The sequence below is a fragment of the Nocardia sp. NPDC055002 genome (assembly GCF_053608825.1).
The window spans coordinates 254,764-272,784 of record NZ_JBSGWE010000006.1 but is presented as its reverse complement, the minus strand read 5'-3'; the positions used below and the strand labels follow the sequence as shown (position 1 = coordinate 272,784).

Annotated in this window: 19 protein-coding genes and 1 pseudogene; 12 read left to right on the top strand and 8 right to left on the bottom strand. The window is 67.6% G+C overall.

Features of this window, described 5'->3' with window-relative positions:
• Nucleotides 1-36: 36 nt before the first annotated feature.
• Nucleotides 37-948, top strand: coding sequence for a LysR family transcriptional regulator (locus ACWF99_RS24945; RefSeq protein WP_452537537.1), 912 nt, complete (start codon nucleotides 37-39; stop codon nucleotides 946-948).
• A 36-nt stretch (nucleotides 949-984) separates the two neighbouring features.
• A complete protein-coding gene (locus tag ACWF99_RS24940; RefSeq protein ID WP_452537536.1) occupies nucleotides 985-1,980 on the top strand; it encodes a class I fructose-bisphosphate aldolase in 996 nt (331 codons plus the stop codon).
• Nucleotides 1,981-2,079: 99 nt separating this feature from the next.
• On the opposite strand, the gene ACWF99_RS24935 is transcribed toward ACWF99_RS24940, so the two are convergent.
• Together ACWF99_RS24935 and ACWF99_RS24930 are read right to left on the bottom strand one after the other, a co-directional pair.
• Nucleotides 2,080-3,252: a GAF domain-containing sensor histidine kinase gene (locus ACWF99_RS24935; protein ID WP_378626448.1), complete on the bottom strand. Its 1,173-nt coding sequence runs from the start codon at nucleotides 3,250-3,252 to the stop codon at nucleotides 2,080-2,082.
• Nucleotides 3,249-3,917 (bottom strand): response regulator, encoded by a 669-nt coding sequence (locus ACWF99_RS24930; protein ID WP_378626446.1) that lies wholly within the window; start codon nucleotides 3,915-3,917, stop codon nucleotides 3,249-3,251. Before ACWF99_RS24930 ends, ACWF99_RS24935 begins: the two co-directional genes overlap by 4 nt.
• A gap of 105 nt (nucleotides 3,918-4,022) precedes the next feature.
• Here ACWF99_RS24930 and rpe point away from each other — a divergent pair, with 105 nt between their 5' ends.
• The 3 genes from rpe to ACWF99_RS24915 are packed head-to-tail and all read left to right on the top strand — an operon-like array spanning nucleotide 4,023 to nucleotide 7,431.
• Complete coding sequence (rpe, locus tag ACWF99_RS24925; protein ID WP_452537535.1) at nucleotides 4,023-4,748, top strand: ribulose-phosphate 3-epimerase; 726 nt, start codon at nucleotides 4,023-4,025, stop codon at nucleotides 4,746-4,748.
• Nucleotides 4,748-6,745 carry a transketolase gene (gene tkt / locus ACWF99_RS24920; RefSeq protein WP_452537534.1) on the top strand — a complete coding sequence of 666 codons (1,998 nt, stop codon included), beginning with the start codon at nucleotides 4,748-4,750 and terminating at the stop codon, nucleotides 6,743-6,745. The genes rpe and tkt overlap by 1 nt, the downstream gene beginning before the upstream one ends.
• A complete protein-coding gene (locus ACWF99_RS24915) occupies nucleotides 6,742-7,431 on the top strand; it encodes an HAD family hydrolase (RefSeq protein ID WP_452537533.1) in 690 nt (229 codons plus the stop codon). Before tkt ends, ACWF99_RS24915 begins: the two co-directional genes overlap by 4 nt.
• Before the next feature lie 19 nt (nucleotides 7,432-7,450).
• Here ACWF99_RS24915 and ACWF99_RS24910 read toward each other — a convergent pair whose 3' ends face one another.
• The 4 genes from ACWF99_RS24910 to ACWF99_RS24895 form a co-directional block, all read right to left on the bottom strand.
• Nucleotides 7,451-8,326, bottom strand: a complete 876-nt coding sequence (locus tag ACWF99_RS24910) for a phosphoribulokinase (RefSeq protein ID WP_378626438.1) — start codon at nucleotides 8,324-8,326, stop codon at nucleotides 7,451-7,453.
• An 11-nt stretch (nucleotides 8,327-8,337) separates the two neighbouring features.
• A complete protein-coding gene (locus ACWF99_RS24905; protein WP_452537532.1) occupies nucleotides 8,338-9,414 on the bottom strand; it encodes a class 1 fructose-bisphosphatase in 1,077 nt (358 codons plus the stop codon).
• 82 nt (nucleotides 9,415-9,496) lie between these two features.
• Nucleotides 9,497-10,927 carry a DHA2 family efflux MFS transporter permease subunit gene (locus tag ACWF99_RS24900; protein ID WP_452537531.1) on the bottom strand — a complete coding sequence of 477 codons (1,431 nt, stop codon included), beginning with the start codon at nucleotides 10,925-10,927 and terminating at the stop codon, nucleotides 9,497-9,499.
• Between the two features lie 72 nt (nucleotides 10,928-10,999).
• Nucleotides 11,000-11,476 (bottom strand): MarR family winged helix-turn-helix transcriptional regulator, encoded by a 477-nt coding sequence (locus ACWF99_RS24895; RefSeq protein WP_378626433.1) that lies wholly within the window; start codon nucleotides 11,474-11,476, stop codon nucleotides 11,000-11,002.
• Nucleotides 11,477-11,585: 109 nt separating this feature from the next.
• Here ACWF99_RS24895 and ACWF99_RS24890 point away from each other — a divergent pair, with 109 nt between their 5' ends.
• Nucleotides 11,586-12,596 (top strand): LLM class flavin-dependent oxidoreductase, encoded by a 1,011-nt coding sequence (locus ACWF99_RS24890; protein ID WP_452537530.1) that lies wholly within the window; start codon nucleotides 11,586-11,588, stop codon nucleotides 12,594-12,596.
• A gap of 7 nt (nucleotides 12,597-12,603) precedes the next feature.
• Here ACWF99_RS24890 and ACWF99_RS24885 read toward each other — a convergent pair whose 3' ends face one another.
• Complete coding sequence (locus tag ACWF99_RS24885; protein WP_378626430.1) at nucleotides 12,604-13,212, bottom strand: DUF4126 domain-containing protein; 609 nt, start codon at nucleotides 13,210-13,212, stop codon at nucleotides 12,604-12,606.
• 143 nt (nucleotides 13,213-13,355) lie between these two features.
• Here ACWF99_RS24885 and ACWF99_RS24880 point away from each other — a divergent pair, with 143 nt between their 5' ends.
• The 6 genes and pseudogenes from ACWF99_RS24880 (at nucleotide 13,356) to ACWF99_RS24855 (ending at nucleotide 16,989) form a co-directional block, all read left to right on the top strand.
• Nucleotides 13,356-13,832: a DUF1772 domain-containing protein gene (locus ACWF99_RS24880; RefSeq protein ID WP_378626429.1), complete on the top strand. Its 477-nt coding sequence runs from the start codon at nucleotides 13,356-13,358 to the stop codon at nucleotides 13,830-13,832.
• Nucleotides 13,833-13,859: 27 nt separating this feature from the next.
• Nucleotides 13,860-14,258 (top strand): PPOX class F420-dependent oxidoreductase, encoded by a 399-nt coding sequence (locus ACWF99_RS24875; RefSeq protein WP_452537529.1) that lies wholly within the window; start codon nucleotides 13,860-13,862, stop codon nucleotides 14,256-14,258.
• A 136-nt stretch (nucleotides 14,259-14,394) separates the two neighbouring features.
• Entirely contained in the window at nucleotides 14,395-14,712 is a 318-nt protein-coding gene (locus ACWF99_RS24870; protein ID WP_378655185.1) for a hypothetical protein, read from the top strand.
• Nucleotides 14,713-14,766: 54 nt separating this feature from the next.
• A pseudogene (locus tag ACWF99_RS24865) lies at nucleotides 14,767-14,943 on the top strand (transcriptional regulator); the annotation flags it as partial.
• Nucleotides 14,944-15,267: 324 nt separating this feature from the next.
• Nucleotides 15,268-16,350: a ribosome small subunit-dependent GTPase A gene (gene rsgA / locus ACWF99_RS24860; protein ID WP_452537528.1), complete on the top strand. Its 1,083-nt coding sequence runs from the start codon at nucleotides 15,268-15,270 to the stop codon at nucleotides 16,348-16,350.
• A gap of 126 nt (nucleotides 16,351-16,476) precedes the next feature.
• Nucleotides 16,477-16,989 carry a GNAT family N-acetyltransferase gene (locus tag ACWF99_RS24855; RefSeq protein ID WP_452537527.1) on the top strand — a complete coding sequence of 171 codons (513 nt, stop codon included), beginning with the start codon at nucleotides 16,477-16,479 and terminating at the stop codon, nucleotides 16,987-16,989.
• 695 nt (nucleotides 16,990-17,684) lie between these two features.
• On the opposite strand, the gene ACWF99_RS24850 is transcribed toward ACWF99_RS24855, so the two are convergent.
• On the bottom strand, nucleotides 17,685-17,999 hold the full coding sequence (locus ACWF99_RS24850) for a hypothetical protein (RefSeq protein ID WP_452537526.1): 315 nt from the start codon (nucleotides 17,997-17,999) through the stop codon (nucleotides 17,685-17,687).
• Nucleotides 18,000-18,021 lie beyond the last annotated feature (22 nt).

Sequence of the window (18,021 nt, the reverse complement as noted above, 5' to 3'; positions counted from 1 at the left end):
AATGTTTCCTGTGCACTGTTAAGGCATCATTGAACGATGTTCGCCAGCCCCGACCTGCCCGCGGCCGCTACCTGGGGTCGGCTGCGCACCTTTCTCGCCGTGTACGACACCGGGAGTGTGCGCGCCGCCGCGCAGACGTTGCATGTGACGCCGCCCGCGGTGTCAGCCGCGATCGCCGCGCTCGAAGACGCACTGGGCACAACACTTTTCGGCAAGTCCGGCCGGGGCATCGTGGCGACCGAATCGGGTGAGATCTTCGCCGGCTACGTGCGCAAGCTGCTGGGACTGCTCGCGGAGGCGGCCGGGGCGGTGCACGACGCCGATCGCGGACGGGTGCGCATCGGCGCGGTCGCGACGGCCAGCGAGTACGTGCTTCCGGCGCTGATGGCCACCTTCGCTCGAGCCCATCCGCACGTGGAACTGTCGCTGTCGGTGCTGACCCGTGGCGAGCTGTTCGCCCGCGCCGCCGATCACGTCTTCGATATCGCCCTGGCCGGTCGACCGCCGCGGGGCTCCGGGCTGGTCACCGCCGCCCAGCGGGCCAACCGGCTGCTGCTGGTCGGGCGGCCCGGGCTGGTCGACGATCCGCTCACCACGCCCTGGCTGCTCACCGGGATCGGCTCCGGCACCCGCGACACCACGCTGTCGTTGCTGAGCCGGTTGCAGGCCGCGCCACCACTGCTCACCCTCGGTACCTCGGGCGCCGCCGTAGCCGCCGCACGCGAAGGGCTCGGCGTCACGCTCGTGCACGAGGAGGCCGCGCGCGAGCAACTCGCCTCGGGGGAACTGGTCTCCTACAGCGTGCCGGGAACACCTCTCGACCGGCCGTGGCACGTCTGCGCGACCCAGGAACCGACCGCGGCGACCCGAATGTTCGTGGCGCACCTGTGCGATCCGGACCAGGTGGGCGCGGCCGCATTTCACACCCGGGTTCGCCCGAAGGGGTGAGGACGGCGGCGACGGGATGCTCGCATGCTGGTCGTCATGACGACACTCCCCGCCACCGCCCTCGCCGACATCGCCCAGCAGCTCACCAGCGGCGGCCGCGGCATTCTCGCCGCCGACGAGTCGATCAAGACCATGTCATCGCGCCTGGAACAGGAAGGGGTTCCCGCGAGCGCGACGGCCCGGCGCGACTACCGCGAACTGCTGCTCACCGCCGACGGTCTGCCGGAATGGATCAGCGGAATCATTCTCTGCGACGAGACCTTCGGCCAGGATCTCGCCGACGGGCGCCCGTTCCCGATCGCGGCGCGCGAACTCGGCATCCTGCCCGGCATCAAGGTCGACACCGGCACCACCGCGCTCCCCGGCCAAGGCGGTGCGCTGATCACCGAGGGGCTCGACGGGCTCGGCGCACGGCTGGCCTCCTATGCCGATCGAGGGGCCGCGTTCGCCAAGTGGCGGGCGGTGTTCGACGTGCACACCATCACCCCCTACTCCGCCGCCGCCAACGGGCACGCGCTGGCTCGCTACGCCGCGCTGTGTCAGCAGCACGGCATCGTCCCCATCGTCGAGCCCGAGGTGCTGTGCACCGGCGACCATGACCTCGCGGCCTCGGCGAGGGCGACACGCCTGGCTCTGAGCGCGGTGTTCACCGAACTCGTCGACGCCGCGGTGGATCTCACCGGCATCGTGCTCAAGCCCAACTTCGTCACCCCCGGTCTGGACGCCGCGGCTGTCCCGCCCGCCGACGTCGCGGCCGCGACCTTCGCCGTGCTGCGTGAGCTGGTGCCCGCCGAGGTGGCGGGCATCGCGTTCCTGTCCGGTGGACACCCCACCTCGCGGGCGTGCGCCTTTCTGAGCGAACTCGCCGCCGTCGACGAGCGGCCGTGGCCTGTGACATTCTCCTTCGGGCGCGCGCTCGTGAGCGCGGCCCTGCACACTTGGGGTGGAACGAACTCCGAAGTTCCCGCAGCACACCGTGTTCTGCTCCAGAACTGCCGCAACGCCTCTGCTGCCGCCGAGCGCGCCGCGTAGGCGGGTCCGCTCGGCAGCCGTCCTGAGCGCGGCGGCAACACGCAGCAGCGGCGCTACCCCTCGGGCACCGCTGCTGCGTTCGTTGGCCGGTGCCCGCCGCTATTTCAGCGGTAGTTCCACCAACACGGTGGTTCCGCGTCCCCGCATCGATTCCACGCGCAGCGAGGCTTCGATCAGGGCACAGCGTTCCGCGATCGAGCTCAGGCCGAAATGTTGTTCGCCGTCGGCGTCGGCGGCGCGATGGGCACGCTGCGCCGCCGGGTCGAAACCCGCACCGTCGTCGGAACATCCGAAGATGGCCGAGTCACCGACCCGGCGCAGGGAGAGCACGATCCGTTGCGCATCAGCGTGTTTCACCGCGTTCGCCAGCGCTTCCTGGGCGATCCGGTACAGGGTGGCGGCGGCATGGTCGGGGATGTCGTCGATGGCGGCGGCGTGATCGACGAGGAATTCGATCGTCGGCGGCCCTTCGCCGCTCACCGTGCGCACCAGCGATTCGATCGCGGCGACCAGGCCGAGGTCGTCGAGGACGAGGCTGTGCAGGCCCGAGATCGCCGCCCTGGTCGCGTTGTAGGCGAAATCGGCCAGCTCGCGGGCGCTGACAAGTTCGGCGCGGGCCCTGGCGAGGTCACGCAAGCTGGCCTCGTCGGTGACGTCGACGTGGGCGGCGAGTTCGGAGACGGTGAGGTCGGCGGCGGACAGGTGGAACGACATCGAGGCCAGGGCGGTGGTGACGCCGTCGTGGAGATCGAAGGCGATGCGCCTGCGTTCGGCCTCCTGGGCGGTGATCGCCTGTTCGACCAGGCGGTCGCGCTCGGTGCGCTGCCGGTTCACGGTGCGGAACAGCCGCTGCGCGTGCAACCACAGGCCGAGCACGCCCGCGTACTGCTGTGCGAGGTCGAGGTCGTGCTGCCCGAACGGATCACGGGCGCGGCGATGCACGGCGAGCACGCCGACCACATCGCCTTCCAGCCCCGGCAGCGGCAGACACATCCGCGCGACCGTCTGCTGCGGCTCCAGTCGTAAGAGCCTGCGGTGCAGGGCATTACGCGGCGAGTCGTTGTCGAGGAGCACCGGCGTACGAGTGCGGGCCACCAGCCCGGTCACCCCGAATCCGACCTGCAACCGCAACGACCCCGCCGAGGGATGCGAAGGCCACAGATCGACGATGCTCAGATCCTGGCCGTCGACGGCGTAGAGCAGCACGCCTTCGGCGCCGAGCAGTGGCGCCAGCTCCGCCGCTGTCGGCACCGCGCCGCTCGCGAAGCTCACCGGAACAGCCCCTCCCGCAACGCGACCGCGATCGCCCCGCTGCGATCGGATACCCCCAGCTTGCGATACAGCCCGCGAATATGGGTCTTCACGGTGTCCTCGCTGACCACCAGCTTGCTCGCGACCGCGCGATTGGAGTGGCCGGAGACCAACAGCCCCAGCACTTCCGACTCACGCTGGGTCAGCCCGAGGTGCGCGCCGGACCAGAACTGGCCCGCGCTGAGCCGCGCCGCGGCCAGCGCCACCCGACCGGCCAGTGCGGCGTCGACCACCGTCTCGCCTTCGCGGACGCGGCACAGCTGGGCGACGAGTTCGCGCCCGTCGACCCGCTTGAGAATGTAGCCCGACGCCCCGACGCGCAGCGCCTGGTACAGGTAGTGCTCGTCGTCGTAGACGGTCAGCAACACGACCTTGGTCTCGGGATATTGCAGGGTGATCTGACGGCACAGATCCAAGCCGCTGGCCTTGCCGATGCGAACATCGCACAGGACGATATCGGGCCGATGTTCGGCGACCATCCGCAGCGCGGCGGTGTCGGTGGTGGACTGGCCGACGATCACCACGTCGTCGGGAAAGTGTCCGAGCATGGCGTCGAGCCCGTGCAGCACCATTTCGTGATCGTCGACGAGCACCAGCTTCAACGGGGTCGGAGGTAACTCCGGCATGACTCCACCCTACGGCGAGCGGCAGCGCGGCTACGGGCATTGACGAGATCTCACCCGGGCCGCCACCCCCGAGGGGGAGTGCGGCGGGTACGCCGGTGCGGTCCGATGAACGGACCCGATCAGAAAGGCCGCGCCATGCCGGAGTCCTCAGTTCGTCGGCCGCTCATAGTGCCGTCGGTCTTGCCCGCCGATTTCGCCTGCCTCGGTGAAGAAGTGCGCGATCTGTGCGCGGCGGGCGTCGACCGGATCCAATGGGACGTGATGGACGGCGTGTTCGTCCCCAACCTCACCTTCGGTCCCGATGTCATCGCGTCGGCGCGTTCGCACAGCACCGTGGGGTTCGAGGCGCACCTCATGGTGGTGAATCCCGATGGGCTGCTCGGCACGTACGTCGACGCGGGTTGTGAGCTGATCATCGTGCACGCCGAAGCCTGTACGCATCTGCATCGAACGCTCGCCAGGATCCGCGAACTGGGCGCGCGCAGCGGTGTCGCGCTGAATCCACACACGCCCGCCGAGGTCGTCGCGCACGTGCTGGCCGAGACCGATCTGGTCCTGGCCATGACCGTGAATCCGGGTTTCGGTGGGCAGGCCTACATTCCGGCCGTCGAATCGAAGATCGCGCGGTTGCGCCGGATGATCGACGAGTCCGGGCACTCCATCGAGCTCGAAGTGGACGGCGGGATCACCGGCGACACGATCGGCGGGGCGGCCGCGGCCGGCGCCGACGTGTTCATCTCAGGATCGTGGATGTACGGCTGTCCCGAAGGCAAAGCGGCCGCGGTCAAGCGGCTTCGCGATGCCGCCACCGTTGCGGGAGAGGCAGCCTGATGACCGATATCGCGCCGACGACATTCGCGCCGTCGGTGGAGACCGACCAGCTCGCCGTCGACACCCTGCGCTTGCTCGCGGCCGACATGGTGGAGGCCGCGCAGTCGGGTCACCCCGGCATGCCGATGGGGGCGGCGCCGATGGCGTGGACGCTGTGGAGTCGGCACCTGCGCCATGACCCGGCCGATCCCGAGTGGGCCGATCGGGACCGGTTCGTGCTCTCGGCCGGGCACGGGTCGGCCCTGCTGTACGGGCTGTTGCACCTGTTCGGCTACGACCTGCCCGTCGAGGAACTGCGGCGCTTCCGGCAACTCGGGTCGCGGACGCCGGGGCATCCCGAGTTCGGGGAGACGCCCGGCGTGGAGTGCACCACCGGCCCGTTGGGTCAGGGGCTGGCGATGGCGGTGGGAATGGCCCTCGCCGAGCGGATGACCGCCGCCCGGTATCCGGAGATCACCGGTCATCGCACCTACGCGATCGTCGGCGACGGCTGTCTGATGGAAGGTGTCAGTCACGAAGTGTCCTCGTTCGCAGGGCATTTGGGGCTCGGCGGGTTGATCGTGCTCTGGGACGACAACGAGATCACCATCGACGGCGCGGTCGGGCGCTCGTGCGGTGACGATCAGGTGGCGCGGTTCGCGGCCTATGGGTGGCATACCGAAGTAGTGCCGGACGGGACCGATATCGAGGCGATCGACGCCGCGCTGACCCGGGCGAAGGGTGATCCCCGGCCGAGCTTTCTCGCGGTACGCACGGTGATCGGTCACGGTGCGCCCGACGTGGCCGGAACGCCGAAGGCGCACGGGTCGCCGCTGGGTGCCCAACGACTCGCACAGGCCAAAGAGCTGGTGGGATGGGCTCTTCCACCGTTCACCGTGCCCGAGCAGGTCGAGGCGACATGCGCGGTGCTGGCCGCGCTCGGTGGTGCGGAGCATGCGACCTGGCTCGAGGAGTTCGCGGCGTTCGACGCCGTCGACCCGGTGCGCGCCGCCGAGTTCCGGCGCGCCCGTGCGCGACTGCTGCCCGCGAGTTTGCCGGACGCGCTGGAGGCCGTCGCCGCGCAGGCACCGCGCGCCACCCGCCAGTCCTCGCAGGCGTGTCTACACGCCGCGCTGTCGGTGATGCCGGAACTGGTGGGTGGGTCGGCCGATCTGTCCGGGTCGACCGGCACGGTGTGTGGCGAGGTGGTGCATCGCGACGACTTCAGTTCCGGCGCAGTCGCTTTCGGCATTCGCGAGTTCGGCATGGCGGCGATCCTGAACGGGATGAGCTTGCACGGCGGGTTCCGGGTCTTCGGCAGTACGTTCCTGGTGTTCGCCGACTATCTGCGTCCCGCCCTGCGGCTGTCGGCGTTGATGGGGCAGCCGGTGATCTACGTGCTCACCCACGATTCCATCGCGGTCGGCGAGGACGGGCCGACACATCAACCCGTCGAGCATGTCGAGTCGCTCCGGCTGATTCCGGGGCTGCAGGTGTTGCGACCGGCCGACGACGCGGAGACCGCCCTGGCTTGGGAACTCGCGCTGAGCCGGGTCGACGGACCGACCGCGCTGATCCTGTCCCGCCAGTCACTGCCCCAGCTGGAACCCACGGAGAGCGTTACCCCGCCACGCATTCCGGCCGCCGATTGTGCGCCCTCGACAGCCGACGCGATGGCCGGCAGGTCATCCACAGCAGCGAATCCCAGCATCGACATCGTCGCTACCGGTTCGGAGGTCGCACTGGCGGTCGCCGCCGCCGAGCAGCTACGGGCGGAAGGGTTCGCTGTGCGGGTGGTGTCGGTGATGGATCGGACGCGCTTCGCCCCCGGCGCCGCGGCGCACACCATCAGCATCGAGGCGGGAAGTACGGCGGGCTGGACCGGGCTGGTCGACCTGGCGATCGGTATCGACGAGTTCGGGCACAGCGGCCCCGGCGACGAGGTCATGGCCCGTCACGGATTCACCGTGCGCGCCGTACTCGACCGGATTCGCGATTACCTCGACGGTGCGCCGTGACTCGACTGCGGGCAGTGATCTTCGACGTCGACGGCACCCTGGTCGACAGCGAGCGCGACGGCCATCGGGTGGCCTTCAACGCGGCCTTCGCCGAGACGGGTCTTCCTGATCGCTGGGAGGTCGACGAATACGGGAAGCTGCTGAAGGTGGCCGGGGGCGCGCAACGGCTGGCGTTCTGGTTCGAACAGCAGGGCAGGCCCGTCGAGCAGGCGCGGGCGCTCGCGCATCGGGTGCACCGCACCAAGACCCGCATCATGCGGCAGATGGCAGCCGACGGACACATCCGTGCCCGACCGGGCGCGCGGGAACTGATCGAACGGCTCCGCTCGCACGGCGTCCGGTTGCACGTGGCGACCACCGGTACCCGCGCGTGGGTCGAACCCTTGCTGAAGCACGCTTTCGGTGAGCCGTTCGACACCGTGACCACCGGAACCGAAGTGCCCGTCCTGAAGCCGAGCCCCGCGGTGTATCTGGATGTCCTGATCCAGACCGGATTGTCCCCCGATCAAGCGGTGGCCGTGGAGGACTCGTCCAACGGCGTGCGATCGGCGGTGGCCGCGGGACTGCGGTGCGTGGCCGCCCAGAACGCCTACACGCGCACCGACGACCTCTCGGCGGCAGTGCTGGTCGCCGACGGGCTCGACGACCCGGAGCTGGTGACATGGTTCGACGACCACCTCGGGTGAGGTGGTCGTCGAATCGAGCTCAGCGCGTGCGGCCGCGACGTTCCATGAGCCGCAACAGCATCGGCGTGAAGATCAGCTGCATCGCCAGGTCCATCTTTCCGCCCGGACACACGATCGTGTTCGGGCGGGACATGAACGAGTCGTGCAGCATCGACAGCAGATACGGGAAGTCGATGCCGTGCGGGTCGGCGAACCGGATCACCAGCATCGACTCATCCGGTGTCGGAATAGTGCGGGCGACAAAGGGATTCGACGTATCGACCACGGGAACCCGCTGGAAGTTCACATGGGTGCGGGAGAACTGCGGGCACATGAAATTCACGTAGTCGTGCATGCGGCGCAGGATCGTCTCGGTCACCGCCTCGGTGGAGTAGCCGCGCTTGTCCTTGTCGCGGTGCAGCTTCTGGGTCCACTCGAGGTTGATCACCGGTACCACCCCGATGAGCAGGTCCGCGTACTGTGCCACGTCGACCTGTTCGTTGGCGACCGCCCCGTGCAGACCCTCGTAGAACAGCAGGTCGGTGCCGGGGCGCAGGTCCTCCCACGGTGTGAAGGTGCCGGGTTCCTGGTCGTAGGGCGCGGCTTCCTCCTTGTCGTGCAGGTACTTTCGCACCCGGCCCGTACCGGTCTCGCCGTAGCCACGGAACAGCTTCTCGAGGTCTTCGAACAGGTTGGCCTCGGCACCGAAATGGCTGAAGGTGTGGTCACCGTCCGACAGCGCTCGCGCCAGCTCCTGCTTCATGCCGGCCCGGTCGTACTTGTGGAAGCTGTCGCCCTCGACGTACGCGGCGTCGATGCCTTCCCTGCGGAAGATCGAATCGAACGTGCGCATCACCGACGTTGTTCCGGCACCGGATGACCCGGTGATGGCGACGACAGGGTGCTTGGCGGACATGAATCTCCTCCTCAGGTGGTGGAACGGTAGAGACCGCGGAGACCGAACAGCGGACTCCACTGGCCGTCGGGCTCCTCGGCCGCGTCGGCGTGGTACCTCACGATGCGCGCTACCTCGTCGCGGGAACCGAAAATGAACGCGATCCGCTGGTGCAGTTCGGTGGGGGCGACGTCGAGGATGCGCTCGCGACCGGTCGAGGCGAGGCCGCCGGCCTGCTCGATCAAGAAGGCGATGGGGTTGGCCTCGTAGAGCAGCCGCAGCCTGCCCTCCTTGGCCGGGTCCTTCGAGTCGCGCGGATACAGGAACACCCCGCCCCGGGTCAGGATGCGGTGGGTTTCGACCACCAGCGACGCCACCCAGCGCATGTTGAAGTCCTTCTCGCGCGGACCCGTCGCGCCCGCCAGGCATTCGTCGATGTAGCGGCGCACGGCCGGTTCCCAGAATCGGCGGTTGGAACTGTTCACCGCGTACTCCGAGGTGGACTCCGACAGCCGCAGGTTCTGCCCGGTCAGGAAGAACTCGCCCAGTTCGGGATCGAGGGTGAAGGCGTGCACGCCGGTGCCGACGGTGAGCACGAGCTCGGTCGCGGGGCCGTAGATCGCGTAGCCCGCGGCGACCTGCTCGGTGCCGGGCTGCAAGAAGTCCGCCGTCGTCGCGTCGATGCCGGGATTCGGGGCGCGCAGAATCGAAAAGATACTGCCCACAGCGACATTCACGTCGATATTGGACGAGCCGTCGAGCGGATCGAACGCCAGCAGGTATTTGCCGCGCGGATAATCGGGCGGGATCGTATACGGGTCGTCGAGCTCCTCCGACACCATTCCCGCCAGCTGGCCGCCCCATTCGTTGGCGCGCAGGAACAGGTCGTTGGCGACCACGTCGAGCTTCTGCTGCTGCTCACCCTGCACATTCACCACGCCGGCGCCGCCGAGGACGCCGGTGAGCGCACCGGAGGCGATGCGCTTGGAGATCGCCTTGCAGGCCAGCGCGACGTCGAGGATCAGGGAATTGAGCTCACCGCTGGAACCGGGATGGCGCCTGCGCTCTTCGATGAGGAATTGGGTCAACGTCGTGCGATCGGTCAGCATCCTTCGAGGACACCACCGAACCCCCTGGGCGGACATCCACCCGGGGGGTGAATCGCGGGGGTGGTTACCGCGATTCGCCGCGTCAGAAGGCCGGGACCGCTTGCGCGGCCGTTGCCTCCTCGGACGTGTGCCGCTTGCGCAGCACCAGAACGCTGACGATCATGGCCGCGGCGAGCAGGCCGGCCGCGACCGTGAACGCCAGCCGGTAACCGCTGGTCAGCGCGGCAGCGTCGGACGCTCCGGCCACCAGTTCGGCGCCGGTCCGTGCGGCGGCGAGGGTGGACAACACCGCGACGCCGATCGCCATGCCGACCTGCTGGGTGGTGTTGAACAGCCCCGAGGCCAGGCCGGCGTCGTCGGCGTCGGCGCCCGACATGCCCAGCGCGGTGAGCGCGGGCAGCACCAGCCCGCCACCGGAGACGGCCACCATCACCGGCAGCACGTCGGTGAGATAGCCGGCGTCGACCGGAAGCCGCGTCAGCCACGACATCCCGGCCAGCAACAGGGACAGACCGGCGATGAGCACGGCCCGCTCACCGAAGCGGGTGATCAGGCGGGCCGAGGCGAACAGCGACACTCCGCCGATGGCGACGGCGGCGGGCAGCATGGCCAGGCCGGTCTGCAAGGCGTTGTAGCCCAGCACCTTCTGCAGGTAGAGCGCGACGATGATCTGGAAGGCGAACATGGCCGCGAGAGTGAGCATCTGGACCACATTGGCGCCGGAGACCGTGCGGGAGCGAAAGATTCGCAACGGCAGCAGCGGGTTCGCGGCGGTGGCCTGACGGAGGACGAAGGCTGCGAGCAGTGCGGCGGCGAGCGCGCCGAGGCCGAGAGTGTGCGCCGAGACCCAGCCGTAGCGTTCGACTTCGACGACGGTGTAGATGCCGAGCATCAGACCGACAGTGACCAGGGCGGCACCCAGCACGTCGGCGCCGGCGGACCAGCCGAGGCCGCGGTCGGCGGGCAGCGCCCGCATCGCCACCAGCACGGTCAGCGCGCCGATCGGCACGTTGATCAGGAAGATCCAGTGCCAGTTCAGCGCGTCGGTGAGGACGCCGCCGAGGACCTGTCCGATCGAGGCGCCCGCGGCGCCCGTGAAACTGAAAACGCCGATGGCCGTAGCCCGTTGGCGGGGTTCGGTGAAGATCGTCACCAGGATGCCGAGGACCACCGAGGCGGCGATCGCGCTACCGACGCCCTGCAGGAATCGGGCCCCGACCAGCACGGCGGGGGTGGATGCCACGCCCGCCAGCACCGAGGCCACGGTGAAGACGACGGTGCCGGTGACGAACATCGTCTTGCGGCCGATCAGGTCGCCGAGGCGTCCCGCCAGCAGGAGCAGACCGCCGAAAGCGATCAGGTAGGCGTTCACGGTCCAGCTCAGACCGGCCGGCGAGAAGCCGAGGTCCTCCTGGATCGCCGGCATGGCGACGGTCACGATACTGCCGTCGAGGATGGTCATCAGCATCGCGGCCGACAGCACCGCGAGGGCGGTGCGCTGGGACTTGGTCATGGGTCATCTCCTGCTGGAAGCGAACAAGAGTGACCGTACTAGATAGTTTCGTAATAGACAATCTATAACGGACTATTGCCTCGCGCGACGCGCGGGCGCGGCTTCCACCACAGTCGACAGATGCCCTTCCACCAGGTGATTCAGTGCGCTCAGCAGGGATTCGCGCTCCGCCTTCGGCAGTGAACCGAGCGCCCTCTGATGGACACCATCGACGATCTCGGTACTGCGCGCGGCGATCTCCGCACCGGCCGGAGTCACCGAGATGATGCGAGCGCGACGGTCGGTGCTCGACGGCTTCCGTTCGGCCAGCCCAGCCTTCTCCAGCGCGTCGACGGTGACGACCATGGTCGTCTTGTCCATATCGCCGAGCTCGGCGAGCTGAGCCTGGGTGCGCTCGGCCTCCAGCGCGTGGACCAGCACGCAGTGCATGCGAGCCGTCAGCCCGATGTCGGCCAGCGCCGCCGCCATCTGCGTGCGCAGGACATGACTGGTGCGGTCGAGCAGGAAGGACAGGTCGGGTTCGGTGCGCGTCGTCGCCAGGGCGGTCATACCACTCACTATAGTTTTGTCATAGATAATCCGCATACTTCCATAAGTCGGGAATGTTATCGGACTGCGGTCCGTTTAGACGAGGACCACATCCCGAAGAGAGGTTCACATGGAACTGGGGCTCACCACCTTCGCCGAGCTGTACCCGACCGGCGACCGTCCCGCGCCGACCGCCGCCGAGCGGCTGCGCCAGGTGGTCGACGAGGCCGTCGCGACCGAGGCCGCCGGGCTCGATGTGTACGGCGTGGGTGAGCATCATCGCCGGGATTTCGCCGCATCCTCCCCCGCCGTCGTCCTGGCCGCCGCGGCCGCGCGAACCGAGCGCATCCAGTTGACCAGCGCGGTAACGGTGCTCAGCTCCGACGACCCGGTGCGCGTATTCCAAGACTTCGCGACACTCGACGGGCTGTCGAACGGGCGCGCGGAGTTGATGGCGGGGCGCGGGTCGTTCACGGAGTCGTTCCCGCTGTTCGGCTACGACCTGTCCGATTACGACGCGCTGTTCGAAGAGAAGCTGGCACTGCTGCTGCGGGTGCGCGAAGAAGGACCGGTCACGTGGACGGGCCGATTCCGGGCGCCGCTGCACGACGCCATCGTGTATCCGCGCACCGATGATCGACCGCTGCCGGTGTGGATCGCGGTCGGCGGCAGTCCCGAATCGGTGATCCGCGCCGGGCTGCTCGGCCTGCCGCTCGCCCTCGCGATCATCGGCGGTCAGCCCGCGCGGTTCAAGCCGCTGGTGGAGCTGTATCACCGGGCACTCGCCGAAGGCGGTCACGAGAAGCAACCGGTGGCAGTGCACGCGCACGGCTATGTCGCCGACACCGACGCACGCGCCGTCGCCGATTTCTACGAGCCCTACGCCGGGGCGATGTCGGTCATCGGCCGGGAGCGTGGCTGGGGACCGATGACGCGCGAACAGTTCGACGCGCTGCGCTCGCAGAGCGGTTCCCTGTTCGTCGGCACCCCCGACTACGTGGCCGGCAAGATCGCCGAGGTCCGCGACACCCTCGGCCTCGACCGCTTCATGCTGCACACCAGCGTGGGGACGTTGCCGCCCGAGCAGGTGCTGCACAGCATCGGACTGCTGGGCACGAAGGTGGCCCCGCAGGTGCGGTGAGAAGGGCCTATTCGAGCGCTGGGTCGACGCCGGTGGTCCGGGCGGCCCGGCGTTCCCGCCTTCGTCGGCGGTAACGGCTGATTCGGCTGGCACACAGGTAGACCACCCACAAACCGATGGCCAACAGGGCCGCGGCGATCACGGCGGCCAGCACCGGGAAGAACACCGCGAGGGTGAGGACGCCACCGACCGTGAGGTCCTCGGCAGTGCTCACCGCGATATTGGTGACCGGTTCCGGCGAGGTGTTGATCGCCATCCGGGTACCTGCTTTGACGATATGGCTGAGCAGGGCGGTTGTCCCACCCACCGCCGCGGCGAACATCGTGGGCAGCGAATCGTCCTGCCCCGCGATCAGCGCCGAGACGACCGCGCCCGACGCGGGCCGCACCACCGTGTGCACCGCGTCCCAGAACGAGTCGAGGTACGGGATCTTGTCCGCGACCGCCTCGATCAGGAACAGCACCCCGGCGGCGACGAGCACATCGGTGCGCTGCAGCCCCGGCGGCACATCGCCCGCCCACCCGATCCGACCGAACAGCCCCAGCAGAAACACCACCGCGTACGCGTTGATACCGCTGGCCCAGCCCGCGGTGAAGATCAGAGGGAGCACCGACACCCGCTCAGCCTAAGCCCGCCTGCCGACACCGCGCGGCAAGGACGTACAGCGGCGAAATCTAGCAGCGCTAGACAAGCTAGCGAGCAACTGTTACCTTTGCTCCATCATCTAGCGATGCTAGATATTGAGGAAGGAACCCCGAAATGCTCATCGTCACCGGCCAGATCATCGCCACCGCCGCCGTGCTCGCCAATGCCGTCGTCTACGGCACCGATGTCTGCGCGGCCGTGATCATGCGGTCGGTGTACCGCAAGCTCGACGACGCGACCGTCACCATCAGCGCGGGGTGGGGCCACTACTACGGCGACCGGCGCATGCCGGTGGTCGGTGCGGGCGGCGTGATCACCGCAGTACTCACCCTGCTCATCGCGCTGCTGGCCGGACAGATCGGCGCCGCGGTCGCGGCGGGGATCGCGGTGGCCGCGCTGCTCACCTGGCTCGCCCTTTACGTCCGCATCGCCAAGCCGATCAATGCCAGGCAGACCGCCGCCGCCCAGAGCGGCGTCATTCCGGCCGATGCCCGTGCGCTGCAGGACAAGTGGGACAGCATCCTGAAGTACCGCGTCACCCTCCAGTTCGTCGCCATCGCCGGACTGTGCGCCGCGCTGATCCTGTTCTGATCTCGAATTCACCGAGGAGAATCCGTCATGAGTTTCACCAGCAATGAACAGCAGTTCCTCGCGGAGGCAGGGATCGGCCGGCTGGCCACGGTCTCGCCCGACGGCATTGTGCAGAACAACCCGACCGCTTATCGAGTGAATCCCGACCACACGATCGACATCGGGGGCATGCGGATGCGCGGCAGCCGGAAATACCGCAATATCGAAGCGGGCAGCCGGGTCTCGTTCGTCATCGACCAACAGGTTTCCTGGGAGCCGTACGTGATTCGCGGCATCGAGGTACGCGGCACCGCCGAAGCGCTCGACGACGAGCAGCCACCGTTCGAACACCAGGAACGCGCGATCATCCGAATTCACCCCGAACGGATCATCTCCTGGGGCATCGACGGCGGATCCTTCGACTTCACCAGTCGCGCCGCCGAATAGCCGCGGCTCGGCTCATCATCAGCAACTCACCGCGACAAGTCGAAGCACAGGAAGATCAGCCCGCACGGAAATCATCCGAGTAACGTTTTCGATCACCTGGCGATTTCTCAGACAACATCAATTCAGGAGGTTCGAAATGCTTTCTGTGAAGAGACTCGCCGCCGGCGCCCTCGTTGCCACCGCCACCGCTTCCGCCGTCATCGTCGGTGGCGGTGTGGCCCAGGCCGACGTTCCGGTGTGGCAGGCCAACTGTCACGTGTACAACATCTTCAACACGGGCGGAATGGCCAATTGCGAACTGCCGACCTGGCACCAGGTGAAACTCACCTGTGTCGCGTGGCCGGTCCCGTTCGTCTACTGGAAGTACGGCCCCGCGCAGTACGGACAGAACCAGTCGTGGGCCAGCTGCGACTCGCTCAACGCCCTGGTGGGCATCGAGGTCATTCAGGCGTAGGCCACGCACCGCGATCGAGCAGCACCCCACTCGCCCCGTTGTTACCGTGGATTCATGGTCAGTGCGGCATCAACCCGGCGACGCGAACAGCTCCGTGACTTCCTGCGATCGCGGCGGGAGCGGATCGGACCGGGCGAGGTGGGTCTGCCGGTAGCGGGGCGACGGCGAACCCCCGGCCTACGGCGCGAAGAAGTCGCGATGCTGGCTGGGGTGAGATGTCGGTTACACACTCCTCAAATGTCCGATGTGTGAAACGCTCCTCTGATCGCCGACTGCTCGCTTGAACGGCGTGGAGGAGACGGTCGCGTATATCAATGGCGGGTACTTCCGTCTGGTGTTAGGCTCATGCGTCCGAGTTAGACGTGGTGCGAAAGATTGGGAGGTGAGTTGATGATCGCGGTGAAGACCGCTGCCCTGTGCAGCGCCCGGACCATCCTCACGTCCCGGGCCCCGGTCTGACGGATTTCCATCGCCGATAGCGGCGCGAGCCGTGTCGGCTCGCAGCCGCAGTAAATCGGCGTTCGAGCCGGGGCCCCCTTTCCCAAGGGTCTCACTATGTATTCATCTTCTCCGTCCTCATCCGATCTATCCGCGCTCGGTTGGGACGACTCGTTCGCTGCGCTGTTCGTAGCGCATGCGTCCGCTGGTCTGGTTCCGGCTCGCGTCGTGCGGGTCGACCGCGGCCGCTGTGACACATTGACCGCATCGGGCGCTGTCCGCGCGGCCAGCGCGGCCGTGGCCTCCCTCGACCCCGCCCATAGTGTGTGCACAGGCGACTGGGCAGCGCTGCGGCTGGAGCCGGAGCCGGAACTGTTGGCACTGCTGCCACGGCGCAGCGCGATCACCCGGGCCTCGTCGGATCGAACCTCCCACCAGCAGGTCTTGGCGGCCAACGTAGACACCGTCGCCATCGCCGTCTCGCTCGCGGCACCGCTGAACGCGGGCCGGGTCGAGCGGCTACTGGCGCTGGCGTGGGACAGCGGTGCGAAACCGGTCGTCGTACTCACCAAAGCCGACGTCGTCGACGATCTCGACGCAGCTTTGGCCGTTCTCACCTCGCTGGCACCCGGCGTGGACATCGTCACCACCAGCGCCACGACAGGTGCGGGTCTAGATCTTCTGTCGGAGGTGGTGACCGGGACCACGGTCCTGCTCGGCCCGTCGGGCGCGGGAAAGTCCACCCTTGCCAACGCCCTGCTCGGTCGAGAGCATATGGATACCAGCGAAGTTCGGGTCGGCGACGGCAAAGGTCGGCACACCACCGTGCACCGCGAGTTGCTGCCGCTACCCGGCGGCGGGGTGCTCATCGACACTCCGGGCTTGCGAGGTATCGGCTTGCAAGATGCCGCCGACGGGGTGGAGCGGGTCTTCGCCGAGATCGAGGCCTACGCCCGCGACTGCGCCTTCGGTGATTGCGAACATCGCAGTGAACCAGGCTGCGCGGTACAGCAAGCCGTAGTCGCCGGCATGTTGGATGTGAGCAGGCTCGACCGGTACCGCAAGCTGTTACGCGAAAGCGCACGGGCCGCGGACCGCGGAAACAGCCGCGAGTCGAGCAAGCGCAGCAAAACCAAAAAGGTGATCACGCGGGATCTACGCGCGACCTATCGATTCCGCGACCGCCAGCGCGAACGCTGACACCGATTGTGGCAGGCCGCAGCCAGGGTCCTCCCGGCTGCGGCATCTGCGGCAGGCACTTCAGTCACGCAGACCGGCCACTTACCACACCGCCTGACTCACCACACCGAAACGGAGAAAACTGTTTTGAGCACTCAGAATAACTGGACCGCCCGCGCCGAGACCAACGGCGACATCGCCGCGATCCGCAAGATCAACCTCGCCGCATTCGACACCGCCGAGGAGGCCGACCTCGTCGACGCTCTGCGCGCCGATCCGGCGTGGATAGACAGCTTGTCGATCCTCAGCGCAGGACCCGACGGCGAGCCTGTCGGTTACGCATTGCTGACTCGCTGTCACGTCGACGACACCCCGGCGCTATGCCTGGGACCGTGCGCGGTGCTGCCCGAGTACCACAGGACCGGGGCGGGCTCCGCTGCCATCCGTGCCGCGCTCGAGGCCGCTGAGCGGGCGGGCGAGCACTTCGTGATCGTTCTCGGACATCCGACCTACTACCCGCGGTTCGGGTTCACCCGCGCCTCGGAGTACGGCATCCGCCTCAGTATCGATGTCCCCGACGAGGCATTGATGGCACTGAGTCTCGACTCCGAGCAGTTGCCCAGCGGCACCGTCCGCTACGCAGCACCCTTCGGCATCTAACCGAGCAGAAACACTCCGCTCAGCCCTATCCCGTTGTCCTGGGCCGACCTGCAGACATGCAGGTCGGCCCCAGGGGCGGGCCGATATCCCATGCCTCCGAGAGATTCCCGCATGGCGGGATCCCATTCCAACCCCGTCATCGACGCCCTTTTCGCCCTCCATCACATCATCCGTTCCTTATCGAGCTCGCAAGCATGGCGGCAGCCTCTCCGACACTTGCAATGCCGCCGGCGCGCAGCCTTGATCGCCTGACCGGGTAGGTGGTGGAACTGAGCGAGGAATTCTGACGTGTTCTTTGCGCTGCTCAGGCGACGTGGAGTACGTAGCACGCACGTCTCACCGGGGTGAGATATCGCTTACACACTCCTTGAGGGCACAGCCGAATCTGATCCTGCCAGGCCAAGATTCGGCGAACCAGCTGCTGCGGGTGCGGGAGCGGAGATGACCTTTGTGGAGCAATACCAGGCAGCAGGCATCAGGAAGCGTTCTGCACCAACGGATCTCAGTCCTCAACTAGCGAAGCTGGTAGATCCGCGCGTGACCATCGGTACAGCCGCGTTGGTTTGCAGCTTGAGGACGATCTTCGCGACCGCGAGACTCTCTGGCGCCGCCTGGATCAGCTTCGTGCTTCGGCAGGAAGTATGTGGACTGGCACGGCGAGCTCGTTTCGCTGCGCGAAATGTGGCGGGGCCTGGTCAGCTCCCGTCGTAGGCAACCTGCACTCGTATGGTGCCCTTTGCCGTGTGAAGGAAGGCGTCGCCCTGTCCGGCCAGAGCTTCGGCTCCGGTCTCGTCCAGAATGATGCGGCTGTCTGTCGCGGTCTTGACTCGCAGGGCGAGTTGGGCGGGGAAGTTGGAGCTGATGGTCGTCGAGCAAAGGCTGAGCAGGAGGTCTGGGGCAACAAACGAGGCGGGATCGTCCTCCGCTTGTTCGATCGAAGTGCGCTGACGCAGCCGGTCGACCACTTCCCGCGCCGGCTCAGGCCACAGGGAGTGCAGAGTTGCACACACCGGATCAGGATCGGTGCACTCG

Excerpts from the sequence above, each read along its gene's own strand:
- ACWF99_RS24875 (WP_452537529.1), top strand. The coding sequence starts at position 13,860 with ATGAGTTTCACCAGCAATGAACAGCAGTTCCTCGCGGAGGCAGGGATC.
- ACWF99_RS24900 (WP_452537531.1), bottom strand. The coding sequence starts at position 10,927 with ATGACCAAGTCCCAGCGCACCGCCCTCGCGGTGCTGTCGGCCGCGATG.
- rpe (WP_452537535.1), top strand. The coding sequence starts at position 4,023 with ATGAACGGACCCGATCAGAAAGGCCGCGCCATGCCGGAGTCCTCAGTT.
- ACWF99_RS24905 (WP_452537532.1), bottom strand. The coding sequence starts at position 9,414 with ATGCTGACCGATCGCACGACGTTGACCCAATTCCTCATCGAAGAGCGC.
- ACWF99_RS24910 (WP_378626438.1), bottom strand. The coding sequence starts at position 8,326 with ATGTCCGCCAAGCACCCTGTCGTCGCCATCACCGGGTCATCCGGTGCC.
- ACWF99_RS24930 (WP_378626446.1), bottom strand. The coding sequence starts at position 3,917 with ATGCCGGAGTTACCTCCGACCCCGTTGAAGCTGGTGCTCGTCGACGAT.
- ACWF99_RS24895 (WP_378626433.1), bottom strand. The coding sequence starts at position 11,476 with ATGACCGCCCTGGCGACGACGCGCACCGAACCCGACCTGTCCTTCCTG.
- rsgA (WP_452537528.1), top strand. The coding sequence starts at position 15,268 with ATGTATTCATCTTCTCCGTCCTCATCCGATCTATCCGCGCTCGGTTGG.
- ACWF99_RS24940 (WP_452537536.1), top strand. The coding sequence starts at position 985 with ATGACGACACTCCCCGCCACCGCCCTCGCCGACATCGCCCAGCAGCTC.
- tkt (WP_452537534.1), top strand. The coding sequence starts at position 4,748 with ATGACCGATATCGCGCCGACGACATTCGCGCCGTCGGTGGAGACCGAC.
- ACWF99_RS24870 (WP_378655185.1), top strand. The coding sequence starts at position 14,395 with ATGCTTTCTGTGAAGAGACTCGCCGCCGGCGCCCTCGTTGCCACCGCC.
- ACWF99_RS24880 (WP_378626429.1), top strand. The coding sequence starts at position 13,356 with ATGCTCATCGTCACCGGCCAGATCATCGCCACCGCCGCCGTGCTCGCC.
- ACWF99_RS24945 (WP_452537537.1), top strand. The coding sequence starts at position 37 with ATGTTCGCCAGCCCCGACCTGCCCGCGGCCGCTACCTGGGGTCGGCTG.
- ACWF99_RS24890 (WP_452537530.1), top strand. The coding sequence starts at position 11,586 with ATGGAACTGGGGCTCACCACCTTCGCCGAGCTGTACCCGACCGGCGAC.